Origin of the sequence: Marinospirillum insulare DSM 21763 (genome assembly GCF_000686905.1) — a bacterium.
Classification (GTDB): domain Bacteria; phylum Pseudomonadota; class Gammaproteobacteria; order Pseudomonadales; family Halomonadaceae; genus Marinospirillum; species Marinospirillum insulare.
Genome location: NZ_JMLW01000018.1, coordinates 15,122 through 32,261, shown reverse-complemented (window position 1 = coordinate 32,261; position 17,140 = coordinate 15,122). Strand labels below are relative to the sequence as shown.

The 17,140-nt window shown below is 43.8% G+C and carries 18 protein-coding genes; 11 read left to right on the top strand and 7 right to left on the bottom strand.

Annotated features, from left to right (window positions below; all coding sequences use genetic code 11):
• The first annotated feature begins 1 nt into the window (after position 1).
• Positions 2-847, top strand: a complete 846-nt coding sequence (locus BP27_RS0108725; protein WP_027851225.1) for a DNA/RNA non-specific endonuclease — start codon at positions 2-4, stop codon at positions 845-847.
• A gap of 50 nt (positions 848-897) precedes the next feature.
• On the opposite strand, the gene BP27_RS0108720 is transcribed toward BP27_RS0108725, so the two are convergent.
• Positions 898-1,284 carry an ADP-ribosylglycohydrolase family protein gene (locus BP27_RS0108720; protein ID WP_027851224.1) on the bottom strand — a complete coding sequence of 129 codons (387 nt, stop codon included), beginning with the start codon at positions 1,282-1,284 and terminating at the stop codon, positions 898-900.
• A gap of 162 nt (positions 1,285-1,446) precedes the next feature.
• Between BP27_RS0108720 and rnr the strand changes: the two genes are divergently transcribed.
• From rnr to dnaB, 7 genes are all read left to right on the top strand, one after another.
• Positions 1,447-3,879 carry a ribonuclease R gene (gene rnr, locus BP27_RS15770; RefSeq protein ID WP_036239880.1) on the top strand — a complete coding sequence of 811 codons (2,433 nt, stop codon included), beginning with the start codon at positions 1,447-1,449 and terminating at the stop codon, positions 3,877-3,879.
• Between the two features lie 6 nt (positions 3,880-3,885).
• A complete protein-coding gene (gene rlmB, locus BP27_RS0108710) occupies positions 3,886-4,659 on the top strand; it encodes a 23S rRNA (guanosine(2251)-2'-O)-methyltransferase RlmB (RefSeq protein ID WP_211251301.1) in 774 nt (257 codons plus the stop codon).
• 179 nt (positions 4,660-4,838) lie between these two features.
• Complete coding sequence (gene rpsF, locus BP27_RS0108705; protein ID WP_027851222.1) at positions 4,839-5,261, top strand: 30S ribosomal protein S6; 423 nt, start codon at positions 4,839-4,841, stop codon at positions 5,259-5,261.
• A gap of 23 nt (positions 5,262-5,284) precedes the next feature.
• A complete protein-coding gene (rpsR, locus tag BP27_RS0108700) occupies positions 5,285-5,512 on the top strand; it encodes a 30S ribosomal protein S18 (RefSeq protein WP_027848877.1) in 228 nt (75 codons plus the stop codon).
• Positions 5,513-5,564: 52 nt separating this feature from the next.
• Positions 5,565-6,434: a hypothetical protein gene (locus BP27_RS15765; protein ID WP_150112039.1), complete on the top strand. Its 870-nt coding sequence runs from the start codon at positions 5,565-5,567 to the stop codon at positions 6,432-6,434.
• Between the two features lie 18 nt (positions 6,435-6,452).
• A complete protein-coding gene (rplI, locus tag BP27_RS0108690) occupies positions 6,453-6,902 on the top strand; it encodes a 50S ribosomal protein L9 (protein ID WP_027851221.1) in 450 nt (149 codons plus the stop codon).
• A gap of 104 nt (positions 6,903-7,006) precedes the next feature.
• Positions 7,007-8,416 carry a replicative DNA helicase gene (gene dnaB, locus BP27_RS0108685; protein WP_027851220.1) on the top strand — a complete coding sequence of 470 codons (1,410 nt, stop codon included), beginning with the start codon at positions 7,007-7,009 and terminating at the stop codon, positions 8,414-8,416.
• A gap of 3 nt (positions 8,417-8,419) precedes the next feature.
• Here the strand turns inward: dnaB and BP27_RS0108680 are convergent, their stop codons facing one another.
• Together BP27_RS0108680 and BP27_RS0108675 are read right to left on the bottom strand one after the other, a co-directional pair.
• Positions 8,420-8,893 carry a hypothetical protein gene (locus BP27_RS0108680; protein ID WP_027851219.1) on the bottom strand — a complete coding sequence of 158 codons (474 nt, stop codon included), beginning with the start codon at positions 8,891-8,893 and terminating at the stop codon, positions 8,420-8,422.
• A gap of 39 nt (positions 8,894-8,932) precedes the next feature.
• Positions 8,933-9,265, bottom strand: a complete 333-nt coding sequence (locus BP27_RS0108675) for a DUF3392 family protein (protein WP_036239878.1) — start codon at positions 9,263-9,265, stop codon at positions 8,933-8,935.
• A 134-nt stretch (positions 9,266-9,399) separates the two neighbouring features.
• On the opposite strand from BP27_RS0108675, the gene trpB reads away from it, so the two are divergent.
• The 3 genes from trpB to BP27_RS16760 all read left to right on the top strand — a co-directional run bounded on the left by trpB (position 9,400) and on the right by BP27_RS16760 (position 13,285).
• Positions 9,400-10,626, top strand: coding sequence for a tryptophan synthase subunit beta (gene trpB / locus BP27_RS0108670; RefSeq protein WP_084324557.1), 1,227 nt, complete (start codon positions 9,400-9,402; stop codon positions 10,624-10,626).
• Positions 10,627-10,756: 130 nt separating this feature from the next.
• Positions 10,757-12,382, top strand: coding sequence for a methyl-accepting chemotaxis protein (locus BP27_RS0108665; RefSeq protein ID WP_027851216.1), 1,626 nt, complete (start codon positions 10,757-10,759; stop codon positions 12,380-12,382).
• Positions 12,383-12,511: 129 nt separating this feature from the next.
• Positions 12,512-13,285: a response regulator gene (locus tag BP27_RS16760; protein WP_051610471.1), complete on the top strand. Its 774-nt coding sequence runs from the start codon at positions 12,512-12,514 to the stop codon at positions 13,283-13,285.
• Between the two features lie 25 nt (positions 13,286-13,310).
• Here BP27_RS16760 and BP27_RS0108655 read toward each other — a convergent pair whose 3' ends face one another.
• The 4 genes from BP27_RS0108655 to BP27_RS0108640 all read right to left on the bottom strand — a co-directional run bounded on the left by BP27_RS0108655 (position 13,311) and on the right by BP27_RS0108640 (position 17,057).
• Positions 13,311-14,084 (bottom strand): ferredoxin--NADP reductase, encoded by a 774-nt coding sequence (locus BP27_RS0108655; RefSeq protein ID WP_027851215.1) that lies wholly within the window; start codon positions 14,082-14,084, stop codon positions 13,311-13,313.
• Between the two features lie 140 nt (positions 14,085-14,224).
• Positions 14,225-15,241 (bottom strand): tRNA 5-methoxyuridine(34)/uridine 5-oxyacetic acid(34) synthase CmoB, encoded by a 1,017-nt coding sequence (gene cmoB / locus BP27_RS0108650; RefSeq protein WP_027851214.1) that lies wholly within the window; start codon positions 15,239-15,241, stop codon positions 14,225-14,227.
• On the bottom strand, positions 15,241-15,993 hold the full coding sequence (cmoA, locus tag BP27_RS0108645) for a carboxy-S-adenosyl-L-methionine synthase CmoA (protein ID WP_027851213.1): 753 nt from the start codon (positions 15,991-15,993) through the stop codon (positions 15,241-15,243). The genes cmoB and cmoA overlap by 1 nt, the downstream gene beginning before the upstream one ends.
• A complete protein-coding gene (locus tag BP27_RS0108640) occupies positions 15,990-17,057 on the bottom strand; it encodes a methyltransferase (RefSeq protein ID WP_036239870.1) in 1,068 nt (355 codons plus the stop codon). Before BP27_RS0108640 ends, cmoA begins: the two co-directional genes overlap by 4 nt.
• Positions 17,058-17,140 lie beyond the last annotated feature (83 nt).

Sequence of the window (17,140 nt, the reverse complement as noted above, 5' to 3'; positions counted from 1 at the left end):
AATGAAGCTAAAGCGTATTTTAAAACTACCTAGCTGGATTTTTTTAGTTTTAATCTTAGGTGGAAGTTTTGCTTATTGGCAAGAAGTACAAGAGCGGGAGTATCACGCTTATGCAGGTTTGCCACAGTTACAAGATTGGAAAGACTGGCAGCGCTGGCATCGTGTGCTTCGTAACCCAGGGTTTATGGTTGGCTATTCAGAAATTCGCATGAATCCACTTTGGGTTACCTACCGAATTGAAGCGGTAGAGCCAGGCGGCAGTGGTCAACGCCCTTCAAAGTTTTCTTATGATTGGCGAAGCCTTGTACGTGTAGAACATAACGACTATACCGGCAGTGGTTATGACCGAGGCCACCTAGCGCCTAACTATGCTATTGCTAAAGTGCATGGGCGAGAAGCTCAGCTAAAAACTTTTTTAATGACCAATATTAGCCCACAAAAGCCCAACTTAAATCGCCGTGTTTGGCAAAGAATTGAGCAGGCAGCGATGGATCATTTTGCGGTACTTAAAGGTGAGGTGTGGGTCATTACTGGGCCTGTTTTTGATGAGGAAATTGAAAGGCTGCCGGGTAAGTTTATAGAGATTCCTGATGCTTTTTATAAGATTTTTATTGCTCCTCCTGAAGGTGATCGTCCGCTAGAAGTACTCGCTTTTGTTGTGCCACAAAGCGTTAGGGGTTCCGAACCTCTAGCTAAGTTTGTAACCAGCGTGCGTAAAATTGAAGATTTAACAGGGTTAGACTTTATGCATCGTTTACCGCAAGCCTTGCAAGATGAGCTAGAAACCACTAAAAAACCACAAGCTTGGCAATTAAAAGAAGTTAACCAACTAATGGGTAGGTTTTAACTAGCTGAATTAGCTTTGGTTAATTTGGCTGGTGCTAATGGCTAGCTCGGCTATTCTATCTTTCCAAACCAGCTTAGTGAGCCAGCATAATCAGTTTGAGTTTCAGCAAAGAGCTTTAAAGCCTTGCGAGTGGCTAAACCTATATCTATACAAATATGCTGACAGGCTAGGTAGCCATCTTGATACCAGCGTAGGTAATTTTTTAGCTGGTCTTTTGAATCAAAACCTTGGCAGTCTACTAGGCTAGTAGCTAAGCAAAGCGCCATAGCTGTGTCATCAGTCCACTCACCTGGGGCAAGCTTAAAAATGCCGCCACCAGTTATTTCGGTATGCAGTGGAAAAGAATCACGCGGTGCAAACTCCACTGTTGTTCCTAATGCATCACCGCAAGCTAAGCCTAGCAAGCTCCCTAGAGCAAAATCCTGATTATTACGCATTTATTTCTCCATTGGTTAGGAGAAGAAGTCTAAGCAGGTGTAGCGACAAATAGGGTCGTAGGTAGTATTAAATAGGCTCAATAATAAGCAGCTAAGCGCCAACGTGTTAGACTCGTTTAAAGATAGTTTATTGTAATGAAAAAAAGAAAAGGATTACCTCTGATGAAAGCCAGTTGGTCGCTAGACAAAGATCCCTATGCAGGTCGCGAAGCTAGCACTTATGAGCATCCAGTGCCTAGCCGTGAATACATTCTTGAATGCTTAAAAGAAGTGGGTCGTCCTATGACTCATGAACAGTTATGCAAGGCTTATGGCATGACTGATGAAACTTCAATTGAAGCTTTAAGGCGGCGCTTAATTGCCATGGAACGCTCTAGTCAGTTACTGGTGAATCGTCGACGTGCTTATGTGTTAATCGACAAGCTAAACTTAATTAAAGGTCGTGTACAAGCTCACCGTGATGGTTATGGTTTTTTAATTCCTGAAGGGGGCGGTGACGATCTTTACCTGCACAATCGCCAACTTGCTAAGGTATGGGATGGCGACCTTGTACTGGTTCGTGAAATGGGCAAAGACCAACGTGGTCGCCGAGAAGGTGCAGTGGTTGAAGTGTTAGAGCGAGGCGTTACTCAACTCATTGGGCGCTTAAAGTTTCAGTCGAGTGGTTTTGCGCTAGTCTCCCCAGAAAATACCTCCTTACACCATGATGTGCTTATTCCACCCGATGAGTTGGGCGGAGCGCGTGAAGGTGAGATAGTTCAAGTAGAAATAACCGAGCACCCGGGTCATCGCCGTATGGTTACTGGTAAAATTACCGATGTCTTAGGTGATTTTATGGCTGCAGGTTTAGAAATTGAAGTAGCACTACGCAGCTATAACTTGCCATTTGAATGGAATGCCGCAGTAACTGCCCAGGCTAACCAGTTTGGCAAAGAAGTAGCCGAAGTCGACAAACTTCTGCGTGTTGATCTGCGTGACCTGCCGCTAGTCACTATTGATGGTGAGGATGCCAAAGATTTTGATGATGCCGTTTACTGTGAAAAAACTAGCTCAGGTGGCTGGAAGCTCTGGGTTGCTATTGCAGACGTTTCACATTATGTCGAGGTTGACTCACCGCTAGACAGGGAAGCCATGACAAGAGCTACATCGGTTTATTTTCCAGGTCGTACCATTCCAATGCTGCCAGAAGCACTATCTAACGGGCTTTGTTCACTCAACCCGAATGTTGATCGGCTGTGCATGGTTTGTGAGATGAACATTAGTAAAACAGGCAGGTTAAGTCGTTACAAGTTTTACGAAGGTATTATGCAATCTAAAGCCCGCCTAACCTATACCCAAGTGGGCGCACTACTAGACGAGCCAGCAAGTGCTTTAGCGCAAACCCTGCGTGATGAACAGCCCCAGCTAATTAAGCCTTTGCAGCATTTGCATGAGGCTTATAAAGCTTTGCGTCAAGAGCGTGAAGCGAGGGGTGCCATAGATTTTGAAACGCGTGAAACGCGAATTATTTTTGGTGACGATAAAAAGATAGAAAAAATTGTACCTGTAGTGCGTAACGATGCTCATAAAATTATTGAAGAATGCATGTTATGCGCTAACGTAGCTACAGCCCGCTTTTTAGATAAGCATAAACTCGCTGGACTGTATCGCGTGCATGAAAGCCCTAAAGCAGAACGCCTAGAAACCCTGCGTGCTTTCTTAGCAGAATTAGGCATAGTTTTAGAAGGTGGCGATAAGCCAACGCCCAAAGACTACCAAGCAGTGTTTAGCAAAATTCGTAACCGCCCAGATTCTGAAATTATTCAAACCATGATGCTGCGTTCTATGCGTCAAGCGGTTTACACTCCAGTCAATGAAGGTCACTTTGGTTTAGCCTACACAGCTTACGCACACTTTACTTCGCCTATCAGACGCTATCCAGATCTACTCGTACATCGAGCCATTCGTGGGTTGATTCGCAGTGGTACAGAAAGCACCAACGTACAAAGGCATGATGACGCACAAATAGAAAAAGTAGAAAAATGGTCGCCTTATTCAGCTCAGCAAATGGTTGAATTAGGTGAGCATTGTTCCATGGCTGAACGTCGAGCAGATGAAGCTGTACGCGATGTAACTGACTGGCTTAAATGCGAGTTTATGCTCTCACGAGTGGGTGAAGTGTTTACAGGGCGCATTAGCTCTGTGGTTGGTTTTGGGTTGTTTATAGAGCTACACGACTATTTTGTTGAAGGCTTGGTGCATATAAGTTCGTTGCCTGGTGATTATTATCGTTTTGTGCCAGAAAAGCAGCGCTTAATTGGTGAGCGTAGTGGGCGAAGCTACCGCCTAGGTGACGAGGTAGAAATCATTGTTTCACGCGTTAACTTAGAAGATCGTAAAATAGATTTTGATTTAACCGATGCACTAGACAACCCAGATAAACCTACTAAAAAAATACGCAAAAGAAAAGTATCTGGTAAGGCGGCAGCAGAGGCAGTAAAAAATGATGCTAAAGCTAAAACAGCTAAGTCATCTAAAAAAGCTAAAGCCAAAAAGAAAAAGAAAAGTGCTAGTCGACCTGGTAAAAAAGAACGTGCAAAAAATAAGGCAAAATAAATAACCGTGAATAAACGACCACGCAAACCCAAAATTCAAACCACGCAAAGCCTAGCAGCAGTGTTTGGTTTTCATGCTGTAGCTAGTTTAATTAAGCACCGTGCTAAACATATCGCCTACCTTTGGGTACAGCAAGGGCGTGATGATGCGCGTATGCAAAGTTTGCTTGAAGAAGCACAAGCCGCTGGCGTGAAAATAGAAGTGCAGCCCCGAGAAACTCTAGATAAAGAAGCTGGTGGTGTACATCAAGGCATTATTGCTTGGGTGCAGCCACGCCAAGCAGGTAGCGAATCAGATTTAGAGCGCTTATTAGTTGAAGTAACCAAGTCACCCTTATTGCTGGTGCTAGATGGTGTAACTGACCCGCACAACCTAGGTGCTTGTATGCGCAGTGCTGAAGCGGCTGGCGCTGATGCAGTGTTAGTACCTAAAGATAAATCGGCAGGGCTAAACCCAACGGTTAGAAAAGTGGCTTGTGGTGCAACCGAAACCTTACCCTTGATACAAGTAACCAACCTAGCAAGAACGCTACGCAGTTTGGCCGACTATGGCGTTTGGGTGATTGGGACGGCTGGTGAAGCTGAAAAACTTATGTACCAGGCTGATTTAACACAAGGTGTCGCTTTAGTTATGGGTGCAGAAGGTAAAGGCATGCGCCGCTTAACTCGAGAAGTTTGTGGTGAGTTGGTTAAATTACCCATGGCAGGCGAAGTCTCTAGCTTGAACGTGTCGGTAGCTTCTGGTGTTATCTTGTATGAAGCAGTAAGGCAGCGACTTTAGCTCCTGAGTCTTTAAAGCTTGGACTTAGCCACTAATAAAGGTTAGAATCTCGCGCTTGTTTGAGTGGTCGGAAATTCACTCAAATGGCAGTGGCTAGTAGATAAGCACTGGGTTGTGTAGTTTCCTCCTTGCTTTTTGTTGCCTTATGACAGAAAGCTTTTAATCCGTAAGGAGCATTTATGCGTCATTATGAAGTAATTTTTATGGTTCACCCAGACCAAAGCGAGCAGGTTCCCGCTATGGTTGAGCGTTACACTACTTTGGTTACTGAAGCTGAAGGCACAGTACACCGTATGGAAGACTGGGGCCGTCGCCACCTAGCTTACCCAATCAACAAAATTACTAAAGCACACTATGTTCTTATGAATATTGAGTGCCCAGATTCTGTTGTAAACGAGCTAGAAGAAGTTTTCCGTTACAACGATGCAGTGATCCGTAACCTGATTATTCGTACTAATGAAGCGGTAACAGAACCTTCTCCAATGAAGGCTTCAGAATCTCGCGAAGATCGCCGTCGTGATGACCGTCAAGATCGCAACGAAGATCAAGAGACGCAGTCAAAAGATGAGTCATCTAACGAAGATTCAGAAGACGCCGAATAAACTAATTAATCAGGAGAATCACCATGGCTCGTTTTTTCCGTCGCCGTAAGTTTTGTCGTTTTACCGCTGAAGGTATTCAGCAGATCGACTATAAAGACCTAGACCTTCTAAAAGGCTATGTAACTGAAACTGGTAAAATTGTACCTAGCCGTATTACAGGTACTAAAGCTAAGTATCAGCGCCAATTGTCTTCTGCTATTAAGCGTGCTCGCTTCTTAGCCTTGCTACCCTATTCAGATAGCCACGAATAAGCATTTAGGCTTTTAAGGCCTATTAGTTATGCGTGCATTAGCTGAGTTTGTCATGAAAAGCCCCAGTCGTGCCTTAGGTGCGGCTGTTGTTGCTGCTTTAATACCTGTTCTGTCTGTTTTCAGCGGTGCAATTGTTGCATTGGTTTGGTTGCGGATGGGGCCTGCTCAAGGTATAAAAATTCTACTGGCTGCTGCGCTACCAGGTTTGTATTTCTGGTTATCTGCTTCCAGTCCAGATGTGCTTTTGGGCGTGGTAGGGGCTGCATTACTTGCAGAAGTATTGCGCTCTAACCAAGGTTGGAGTCGTGTACTGATAGTAGGCGCTTTAATAGCTGCATTTATTGCCCTCACTATCCAATGGCTAGACGATGATTTACAAGTGCAAATTATCGATCTGTTACTCGACCAAGGTGGCTTAGCAGAAAGCTATGAATTAACAGCACTCGATCAGCAGCAGCTAGCGGCCACCTTAGGCTGGCTGTTTAATGGCGTTATAACCTCTGTGCAATTACTTATGTTAATTGCCAGCGTGATTATCGCCCGCTGGTGGCAATCTATGCTGTATAACCCAGGCGGCTTTCAAGCAGAGTTTCATGCTTTAAGGCTTCCACTTTGGTCAGCAGCTTTTTTGCCTCTGGTTTTAGTGCTGGTAGCTAGCGGACAAACTTGGCTTATGCCTGCTCTACCCGTGTTATTAGTGCCCCACTTAATTGCAGGTGTGGCTTTAGTGCATGCGGTATTTGCAATTAAAAAGTACAACAGTTTTTGGTTGGGTCTGTTGTATGTACTATTAATTTTTACTCAGCCTTACATGAGCTTAATGCTCGTTCTTTTTGCCCTGGCGGACAGTGTGATGAATGTACGTCATCGACTGGCTCCTCCACCGCCACCTCCTTCACAGGATGGTGATGGCGAGGCCTAACGTCTTGAGGATATTAAAATGCAAGTAATTCTATTAGAAAAAGTTAACAAACTAGGTTCTTTAGGTGACGAAGTAACCGTTAAAAATGGTTACGGTCGTAACTTTTTAGTTCCACAAGGCAAAGCAGTACCTGCAACTGCCGCTAACCGTGAAGCTTTCCAAGAGCGTCGTGCTGAACTAGAAGCTGCCGCTGCTGAGCGTTTAGCTGCTGCACAAGCCATTGCAACCAAGCTTGAAGGTGTTGAGCGTGTAACTATCGCTTCTAAAGCGGGTGACGAAGGTAAGCTATTTGGTTCAATTGGTGCGCGTGACCTAGCAGAAGCGGCTACCGCTGCTGGTGTTGAGTTAACCAAAAGTGAAATTCGTTTGCCAGAAGGTCCACTTCGTAACGTGGGTGAGTACGAAATTGTTGTACACCTACATGCCGAAGTTGAAAGCCTACTGCGTGTAGCTATTGTTGCAGAGTAAGCTTTTCTGAGTAAACTAACCGAGCCAGTTATTTGACTGGTCCCGGTTTAAGAAAAAAGGCACGGGTTCAATCCTGTGCCTTTTTTATTTGAGGTGAGTTAAGAATGGAAAATACCCGCTTTAGCGATGACAAAGAAGCTTCTGATATAAAGCTACCCCCTCACTCACTTGAAGCTGAGCAGTCAGTTTTGGGTGGGCTAATGATAGATAATGCTTCGGTTGATGGTGTAGCAGAGCTACTAGTGGAAGCCGATTTTTATCGTGGCGAACATCGCTATATTTACGCAGCGATGAATGAGTTAGTAAAGCGTAACTCACCATTTGACCCTCTTATTTTATCGGCAGAATTAAAAGCGCGTGACCTGCTAGAAAAAGCTGGGGGTGATGCTTATTTAATAGAGCTGGCTCGTAATACACCTTCAACCAGTAATATTTATGCCTATGCACAAATAGTTAGAGAGCGTTCCGTTAGACGTAAACTCATTCAAGCTGCAAGACGGATAGCAGACTCGGCATACAGTCCTGAAGGGCGCACTTCAGACGAACTGCTAAACGAAGCAGAAAGAGAAGTATTCACTATCGCAGAAGAACGACCGAAGTTTGGTGGGCCACAATTAGTGACTGATGTAGCTGCTAAAGTTTTGGCTAAGTTAGAGTCTTTAGACTTAAGTGAATCAGGTATTACTGGCTTAACGACAGGTTTTAAAGATTTAGATGCAATGACCTCTGGTTTGCAGCCGTCAGACTTGGTTATTGTGGCGGGTCGTCCTTCTATGGGTAAAACCACTTTTGCGATGAACCTAGTAGAAAATGCGGTTTTGAACTCAGATAAAACAGCGGTTGTTTTTTCTATGGAGATGCCAGCAGAACAGCTGCTAATGAGGGTGTTTTCTTCATTAGGCCAAATAGATCAATCTAAGGTGCGAACCGGAGAACTCCTAGAAAATGACTGGGATAGAATTGCATCTACTTTAGCAATCTTAAAAGAAAAGAAGCTATACATTGATGATACACCTGGCCTATCACCCAATGATTTACGTACACGCACACGTCGAATTGCAAGGGATGAAGGCGGTATTTCAATTATAATGGTCGACTACCTGCAGTTAATGCGAGTGGCGGGCAATAGTGAAAACCGAACGGCAGAAATTTCTGAGATATCCCGCTCGTTAAAGGCCCTAGCAAAAGAGTTTGATTGCCCAGTAGTGGCGCTTTCTCAGCTTAACCGTGGCCTAGAGCAGCGCACCAACAAGCGCCCAATTATGTCTGACTTGCGTGAGTCGGGTGCCATAGAGCAAGACGCAGATGTTATTGCCTTTGTTTATCGTGATGAGGTTTATAACCCAGATAAAGAAGGCAACAAGGGTTTAGCAGAAATTATCATTGGTAAGCAGCGTAACGGCCCCATAGGTAGTGTGCACCTATTATTTACAGGTCGTTACACCCGCTTTGATGACTTAGCGCCTGAAAGTATTGCGCAATATAGAGAGGCAGGTTTAATTTACGAAGAATAGCCCTTAACAAATAAGGCAGCGTTTACGACGACGATCGTAATGCTGCTCTATTACTGCAAAGGCTTCAGGCTCACTAAACACGCCCATCCACTCGTGGCGTAGGTCTGCCGCGTAAATAACTTCAACCTCTGTGTTATTTTCAACCAGTGGCTTTACACCATAGCCACTCCAGTGACTACCTAGTTGACCAATAAAACGTGGTGGGCTGCTTTCTTCAGGTGCTTTCAACCAAGCATGCAAATGCTCTGCATCTAAAGTCATTACCACGGTTGTTTTAGGGTCTTCCAAAAAACGTAATTGTTGAACAACAAGACTACCCGGGTCTGCAAAAGCACCCAGGTGCAAAGCTTGGTCTTCTTGTTCGGCATATAAGTACCAACTATCCGCTAGGGCAACTTTCCAAAAGTTCCACTCAGTTGCTGTTTTGCTAGGAAGCAATTCTGGCAGCTGACCTGTTGGTTGCCTTAAATCAGTCATTAGACTTCTCACCAATCAATATAAGAATGTACTTATATTCTACACTTGTTTTTTGCTTTCAGCTATCCAGCCAACTACCAGAAAAGCTAGAAGCACTAACAGACCAAGCCATTTGGTGCTAACTAAAGAAAACCAGCCCGCAAAAACTGGGGTTAGCAGAACGGTGAGTAAACCGTAACCAAAGGCGCACATAATCACAAAGCCAAGTATTCTAATTAAGCGTGGGTAGGGCCTTAAAAAACGCTTAACAAAACGGTTGATTTGATCGCCATAAATAACTAGCAGGGTTGCAACCAAGGCAAGGGTGATATTGTGCATTTGGCCATGAGCCCAGTTGCCCGAGCGAATTAAAATTTCGTTGATAATATCCATAAATTGAGTTCACCGACTAAATAGATGAGTAGCAGTAAATAATGTTACACCTTGGTACTTGGAGGCGTGACCTGCTCGGGTTAGAGTGGTAGTGTAATTTTTTCATTTTAATCAAGTTCAAGGCAATAGCAAAGATGACATCAACAACTAAAAAAACTCAAAAATTACCTAGTGAAGAAATGTTACCAGACGCCAAAGGTTATTTTGGTCCTTACGGTGGTCAAGAACTTCCACCTCATCTTAAAGCTATTATGGACGAAATAGCAGACGCTTACCTTAAGGTTCGCGAAACTGCTGCTTATCAAAATGAACTTAAAGACTTGTATCAACACTATGTAGGTCGTCCTAGCCCTATTTACTATGCAAGTCGCCTAACCGAGGCTTGCGGTGGCGCAAAGTTTTATTTTAAACGGGAAGACTTAAACCATACGGGTGCTCATAAAATTAACCATGCGCTGGGTGAAGCATTATTAGCTAAACACATGGGTAAAACCAAGGTGATAGCAGAAACAGGTGCAGGCCAGCATGGTGTAGCAATGGCAACCGCTTGTGCTCTAGTTGGCTTGCCTTGTGAGATTCACATGGGTGCGGTCGATATAGTTAAAGAGCACCCTAATGTCACAAAAATGAAAATCTTGGGTGCTAAGCTCATTGCTGTAGAGTCTGGTACTAAAACTTTAAAAGATGCTGTAGACAGCGCTTTCGAAGAATATGTAAAAGATCCCGACAACTTTTTTTATGCCATAGGTTCCGTAGTAGGACCTCACCCTTTCCCTATGATGGTGAGAGACTTCCAATCCATTGTTGGTAAAGAAGCAAGAGAACAGTTCCCTGCAATGACCGGCGAACTACCCGATTATGTTGTAGCTTGCGTAGGTGGCGGCTCTAATGCCATGGGTATCTTCTCAGGCTTTATGGATGATGCCAGCGTTAAACTAGTCGGTATTGAGCCTTGTGGACGTGGTTTAGGTAAGGGTGACCATGCGGCGACACTTACCTACGGTAAACCTGGCACTATGCATGGTTTCCACTCTTATATGTTGCAAGATGATACAGGTGAGCCTGATCCAGTCTACTCTATTGCCTCAGGGTTAGATTACCCATCAGTTGGGCCTCATCATAGTTATTTGAAAGATTTAGGGCGGGCTGAATACCATGCTATAGATGACACTGCCTGCTTAGATGCTTTTATGAAGCTTTCTCAGTTAGAAGGTATTATTCCAGCACTAGAGTCAGCTCATGCCATTGCATGGGTGATGCGTGAAGCTAAAAATCTGGGCCCAGACGTTAAGGTTTTAATTAACCTTTCTGGTCGTGGTGACAAGGATGCTGACTTTGTAGCAGAGAAGTTAGGTTTATAAGTAACCTTTGGTCAAGTTTGGTTACCAAGGCAAGCAAACTTGGCCTAGATCAAGGATTCTCTACTGATCATGACGGACTATGCAACCTTTATGTCTTATTTGGCGCAAGCTTAGATTGCTGGAGAGCAGAATGAATAAGTGGTTTGCTGATACGTCGATTCAAACCAAGGTAAACACAGTACTGCTAGCGGTATTACTGGTCGTTATGGTGGCCTCTATGTTATTCACCATACGCAGTGAGCGTGCCATGGTTGAAGACGCTATGCTGCAAAATGTTAAAGATGCTACAGACAGCTATCTAGACACGCTAAATATAATGATGCTGACGGGTACCTTGGCACAGTTTAGAGAAATTCATCGAGAAAAAGTGCTTAGTCAGCCAGGCATAACTGAAGCAAAAGTTCTTCGCTCACAAACGGTTATAGACTTATTTGGTGAAGCAGCAGAGCTAGATCAAGCTACAGACGATCTAGACCAGCGTGCTTTAAAAGGAGAGTTAATAGAGGTTATTAGAAACACTCCTGAAGGACGGGTATTAACTGTTCTTCGTCCTGTTATTAGCGAAACAGATTACCGTGGTACTGACTGTACAAGTTGCCACGTAGGTACCGAAGGCCAACAATTAGGTGCGATACGCCTAAGCTATTCTTTGGCAGCGTTGGACCAACAAATTAATATGAACCTCTTAAAGCTAGGCGGGGTGCAAGCCTTGCTATTTATTGGTGGTTTATTCCTTATTTCATTTGTACTTTATAGAATAATTTTGCGCCCATTACGCTACTTGCGTAAAGCTATTCAAAAAGCTGAGAGTGAATCAGACTTAACTATTCGGGTACATACCGTACGCTCATCAGATGAAATTGGCGTTTTATCTAAGGCTTTTAATAAGATGCTAGAGCGTTTTTCAGATAGCTTAAGCCAAGTAGCCTCTACCACTCGTAGCTTAAAGTCTTCGGCAACAACCATTGCCACAGTTGCAGATGAAACAGTTAAAGCTGTTAATACTCAACATGCAGAAACTGAACAAATGGCAAGCTCTATGGAGCAGATGCAAGCAAGTGCGCATGTTACCCGAGAACATGCACAGCGTACTTCACAAGCATCGGTTGAAGCTGATAATGAAGCTAATTCTAGCCGAGACTTAACTTCAGAAAGTATTTGCGGCATTCATGAATTGACGGAACACCTAGAAAAAGCCTCGAATGTTATTCAAGCTCTAGACCAATACAGCGACGATGTAGGCCAAGTGCTTGAAATAATTACTGCCATAGCAGAACAAACTAACCTTCTGGCACTCAACGCTGCGATAGAAGCAGCTAGAGCAGGTGAAAGTGGACGAGGGTTTGCGGTAGTGGCCGATGAAGTCCGTTCTTTAGCTAACCGTACCCACGATGCAACTCAAGAAGTTAGGCGCACCATTGACCGCTTACAAGAAGAAGCCAAGGGCGCGGTGGTTATGATGGAAACTGCACGTGAAGGCGCACAGAAAAGTGTTGCGGATGTTGAGCGAGTAGGAAGTTCTTTAAGTCAAATTGCTGACGCTGTAACTAATATAAATCAACTTAATGGTCAGATGGCGAATGCTGCCGTAGAACAACAGGAAGTCGCTGGTCGAGTGAATGCTCAGGTGACTCAAATAGGCAGTATTGCCCAGCAGACCTCTGGCAATGCAAGTAAATCTTCTGAAGTGAGTGATGATTTAGTTAAACTAGCAGATCATTTAGAAAAACTAGTTGATGGTTTTAAAATAAGTTAATGCACTAAAATAACCTTATCTACTCAGCATATTTTTTTGCTGTATTGGTGCTATTATGTAGATAAAATATGTAGGTAAAATGCATTTTAAAATCAACTGAATATTCTGCTCATCGACTTAGGAAAGGCAATGCTATCTAAAGATGTAGTTTTGGTTGTTGATGATTCCACAACAGCACGCTCAGCAATCATTAATGTATTGCGTGATCACCTTTACTGTAAAGATATAGTTGAAGCATCGGACGGGCAAGAAGCCTTAAGACGTTTAAAACAACGCCCAGATATTGACTGGATTTTTTGTGATTGGGAAATGCCAGTGATGGCTGGTGACGAGCTGCTTAAAGAAATTAGAGCTAATCCAGAAACTGCACACCTGCCTTTTATCATGATTACCTCTAAAGGCGATAGAGACTCTTTAGTAACAGCAGTACAGTTAGGCGTGACCTCTTTTATTGTTAAACCCTTTACTGCCAAAAAACTCGTTGAAAAAGTTTTTATGGCCCAGGGTCGAATGGAAAGACGTAATGCCGAAAGAACTCGAGTGAGCAGTGAGCAAAAAACTACACTTAAATTTAGTTCAGGAGTAGAAACAGAAGCGAGCCTAGTCGATATTTCTTTATCTGGTTTATTAATGATGGTCGAGCATGAGTCAGTAAGGAACATTACGGTCTTTGACTCTTTTCAGGCTAAAGTTGGGCATCCACATGGTAAAGGGTCAGCCATTTTACCCTGCCAGGTCATCCGCCTAGAGGCTGATCCTATGCACCCATCAAGAACCAGCACCATTCGTTTAGCAGCTAGGTTTCAGCCTATGGAAGAAGGCCCGCGTAAACACCTGGTTAGCTATATTGAAGCCGCTGCAAGGCAAGCAAGGGCTTCAAAAAACCAAGACTCAGTAGATTAGTTACAACCTTAAAATACTTAGCTATTTAGCTAACAAAAGCCCGCTCTATTACGTAATCTGCCGCATCTCCCATGCGTGGTGAAACCTTAAAGCCACGCTCATCTAACATTTGGCTAACATCCTTTAGCATTTCAGGGCTACCACAAATCATTGCTCTATCTGTCGCTGGGTTTAACTCGGGTAAGCCTAAATCTTTAGCTAACTGTCCACTAGCAGCTAGTTCAGTAATACGGCCTTGGTGAACAAACTCTTCACGCGTTACTGCTGGGTAATAAATAAGTTGGTTTTTAATCTGTTCACTCAGGTATTCATGCTGAGGTAGCTCTTGAGTAATAAACTCACTGTAGGCTAAGTCTTTTTCCCAGCGTACCCCATGCATAAGTATGACCTTTTCAAACCGCTCGTAGGTTTCTGGATCTTGAATCACACTTAAAAAAGGCGCTAGGCCAGTTCCTGTGCTGAATAAATAGAGGTTTTTAGCTGGTAGCAAATCATCAAGCACCAGTGTGCCTGTAGGCTTTTTGCTAACAATTAATTTATCACCCTCTTGGAGATGCTGTAGGCGTGAGGTTAAAGGACCGTCTTGAACCTTAATGCTAAAAAATTCTAGCTGGTCATCATAATTAGGGCTGGCAATGCTGTAAGCACGCATTAAAGGACGACCATCAACTTCTAGGCCTATCATAACAAACTGACCATTTTTAAAACGTAAACCTGCATCACGGGTAGTAGTGAAGCTAAACAGGTGTTCTGTCCAGTGGTGCACGCTAGTAACTTCTTCAGCATAAAACTTGCTCATGGTGGCCCTCACAACCTTCTATTACCTAGTAAAATGATTGGTTATTCTAACCCCAAATGATAGTGGTTACTAAATAGTTTGTTCTTATAACCTTATGGAGCGCTTTGAATAGAAGGATATGCAATTAAGTTATGCTCGAGCTATTTTTCTGCAATAACAATAGCGCGTAGGGGAGCAGGATAGCCTTCACGGGTTAGCTGAGGGTTTTGTGGGTCTAAAAAGTCTGCTAAAGATTGAAAAGTCATCCACTCGGTTGCGCGTTGTTCCTCAGTGCTGGTTAGGTTTAAATCCACGCAGCGAATATTTTTATAGCCACAACGCCTTAACCATAGTTTTAATTGAGCGACAGAAGGCAGGAACCAAACATTGCTCATGGCGGCATAGCGGTCTTCTGGCATTAAGCAGGCTGTTTCATCGCCTTCGATTACTAGGGTTTCTAACACCAGTTCGCCACCAGGGCGTAAGCAGTCTTTTAATTCGTACAGGTGGTCAATAGGAGAGCGGCGGTGATAAAGCACACCCATAGAGAGCACTGTATCAAAGGCTTCTATTTTTTTGGGTACTGCTTCTATGCCTAAGGGTAGGTGATAAACAGCAGGGCGCTCTTTGGGCCCCATAAGCTTGCGAGCTGCTTCAAACTGAGCAAAATAGCGGGGTGAAGGGTCTATACATAAAGTAAACTCGGCACCTGCTCCTGCTAAACGCCAAGCATGATAGCCAGAACCGCCACCCACATCTAAAACTTTACGACCAAGTAAATTACTTAAATGCGGTGCTAACCTATCCCATTTAAAATCTGAGCGCCATTCAGTATCAAGGTAAGTGTTTTCGAGTTGATAAGGCCCTTTGCGCCAAGGCTTTAAATCTTGCAGTAGACCAGTCAGCATTTTTTGCTGATTGTCTGTAAGGCTTAGTTTATTTTCTAAACGAGCATTTTTGGTAGTGATGACTGAGGTGTTAAGGGTGATTTCAGCACTTACCACCTCAGGTAACTTTTCAATTCGTTTCCACCAGCCAACAAATTCAGGGAAGCGCTGAGTATCCAAAGCGGTTGTTAATTGTTCAGGCAACTTGGCAAGCCAGGTATGTAAGCCCGGGCGTTCACGACCTAGTAAAGCGAGCTGTTGAAATACTTCAGAAAAGTCAGGACCTTGCATTAGCTTTCCCCTTTAATGGCTAAAAAAGAAGCAAAGTTTAGGTATTGAAACCACTGGCTAGCAAAACTAAAACCCGTTGCTAATAAGCGCTGTTGATGTTCTTCAGGGGTATCAGTTAACAAAACGTCTTCTAAGGCAGTACGTTTTTGACTGATTTCCATATCGGAGTAGCCATTGGCACGCTTAAAGTCATGGTGTAATTCGTAGAGTAATTGTGCTTGCCGAGGGTCTTTAAAATGCACTTTTTCACTAATAATTAAAGCACCACCGGGGCGGAGCGCCTTAAAAAGTTTATCTAGCAGTGCTTGGCGATCGATAGGTGGTAAAAATTGCAGTGTAAAGTTTAAAATAACCAAGTCACAGGGTTGGTAATCAAAGCTACGTATATCGCCACATAGGGTGGTAACGGAGCGTTCTGCAAGGTTTTCTGCAAGAATAGTTGCACAGCGTTCAGTCATGGCTGGTGAGGTGTCGAGGGTAATAAAGTCAACTTCTTTTAGGTGACTTAACTGTTGTGCAACACTTAAGGTGGTTGCACCTAAAGAAGCGCCCAAGTCATAAATACGCCCACCCTCAGGCACGTAGCGTTTAGCTATAACACCTGTCATACCTAAAATTTGTGAATAACCAGGAATAGAGCGTTTAATCATATCTGGAAAAACACTGGCTACCTGCTCATCAAAAGAAAAGCTAGCTAGCTCATCTAAGGGAGTAGCAAAAATGGCATCTCGTGGAATAGTTGACTGGCTCACCCTTTACCTCCTATTGCCTTGTAAACACGGAATTTACCGTTTTCAGCAGCAATTATAAAGTTACCAAAAGCTTGTTGCAGTAAGTCTGGGTAGGGCAAAAAACGGTTAGCAACTAGCCATAGCTCACCGCCTTTACGCAAATACTTAGGTGCTTGGCTAATGAGCCGACTAGCCAACTCATAGTCAGTAGCTTTGCCAGTATGAAAAGGTGGGTTGCTAACAATTAAGTCGTAGCCTTGGGGCGGAGCCTCTGCTTCTAAGCCTGAAAAAATGTCCGCAGCAAGAACTTTTCCTTGTAGTTGGTTGGCTTTAAGTGTGGCCCGTGTTGCATTTAAAGCAAAGCCACTGACATCACATGCAGTTAGTTGTAGCTTAGGGTGTTGTTTAATTAACCAAGCACCTAATAAGCCACAGCCACAGCCTAGGTCTAGTAGGTTACCTGATGATACTAGCGGTTGTTTAGCCAAGGTTTCTAGCAGTAAAGCAGAGCCGTCATCTACACGACCATGGCTAAATACACCGGGTTGGCTAATGAGTGTTAGCTCGTTAGGTCCTGACCATTGGTGATGAGGTGTGTTTTCTGAAATTAAGTGTTTGGCAGGTGTTAAAGAGTTAACTGAATAGAGTGCACAGCGCCTAGCTGAATCTAATTTATTGACTTGCACCCCGGCAGTTAGTAGTTGCTTGGCTAGTGCTTTAACACCACCGTTAGTTTCACCAATTAGTAAGACTTGGTTATGCGGTAACTGAGCCAGTTGCTTTAACCACCAATAACCTTCTTCTTTAGCTTTAGGCCAAAAAACTAAACTGCGTCCAGCCAGCTGAGTGGGTGCTTGCTCAGCAGTAAAGTAACTTTGAATGCCTGCTGCTTGGGCAAGCTGAAAACTACGCCAGTCACTTGTCCATACTTGAATGGATTGCTGAGCAGTAGTGAAGGTGGTTGCTAATTCTTGCCAGTTTAAGTCGGCAGGTGCAGCTAGAAGGTTCAGAGGTTGATCTAACCAATTAGCTAGCTGGCGAAAGAGGAACTGATTTAAAGGTGAACTGCTAGAGAGGTTAGGCATGTTTTTCAGTAATGCTTCTAAAAGAAATAGAAAAGGCGCTCCTGAGAGCGCCTAATAAAACTGCTTAATGATTTAACTAGGCT

Coding starts and splice junctions, on each gene's coding strand:
- rnr (WP_036239880.1), top strand. CDS start 1,447: ATGAAAGCCAGTTGGTCGCTAGACAAAGATCCCTATGCAGGTCGCGAA.
- rplI (WP_027851221.1), top strand. CDS start 6,453: ATGCAAGTAATTCTATTAGAAAAAGTTAACAAACTAGGTTCTTTAGGT.
- BP27_RS0108675 (WP_036239878.1), bottom strand. CDS start 9,265: ATGGATATTATCAACGAAATTTTAATTCGCTCGGGCAACTGGGCTCAT.
- rpsR (WP_027848877.1), top strand. CDS start 5,285: ATGGCTCGTTTTTTCCGTCGCCGTAAGTTTTGTCGTTTTACCGCTGAA.
- cmoB (WP_027851214.1), bottom strand. CDS start 15,241: ATGCAAGGTCCTGACTTTTCTGAAGTATTTCAACAGCTCGCTTTACTA.
- BP27_RS15765 (WP_150112039.1), top strand. CDS start 5,565: ATGAAAAGCCCCAGTCGTGCCTTAGGTGCGGCTGTTGTTGCTGCTTTA.
- BP27_RS0108665 (WP_027851216.1), top strand. CDS start 10,757: ATGAATAAGTGGTTTGCTGATACGTCGATTCAAACCAAGGTAAACACA.
- BP27_RS0108655 (WP_027851215.1), bottom strand. CDS start 14,084: ATGAGCAAGTTTTATGCTGAAGAAGTTACTAGCGTGCACCACTGGACA.
- BP27_RS0108680 (WP_027851219.1), bottom strand. CDS start 8,893: ATGACTGATTTAAGGCAACCAACAGGTCAGCTGCCAGAATTGCTTCCT.
- BP27_RS0108725 (WP_027851225.1), top strand. CDS start 2: ATGAAGCTAAAGCGTATTTTAAAACTACCTAGCTGGATTTTTTTAGTT.
- dnaB (WP_027851220.1), top strand. CDS start 7,007: ATGGAAAATACCCGCTTTAGCGATGACAAAGAAGCTTCTGATATAAAG.
- BP27_RS0108720 (WP_027851224.1), bottom strand. CDS start 1,284: ATGCGTAATAATCAGGATTTTGCTCTAGGGAGCTTGCTAGGCTTAGCT.
- BP27_RS0108640 (WP_036239870.1), bottom strand. CDS start 17,057: ATGCCTAACCTCTCTAGCAGTTCACCTTTAAATCAGTTCCTCTTTCGC.
- trpB (WP_084324557.1), top strand. CDS start 9,400: ATGACATCAACAACTAAAAAAACTCAAAAATTACCTAGTGAAGAAATG.
- BP27_RS16760 (WP_051610471.1), top strand. CDS start 12,512: ATGCTATCTAAAGATGTAGTTTTGGTTGTTGATGATTCCACAACAGCA.
- rpsF (WP_027851222.1), top strand. CDS start 4,839: ATGCGTCATTATGAAGTAATTTTTATGGTTCACCCAGACCAAAGCGAG.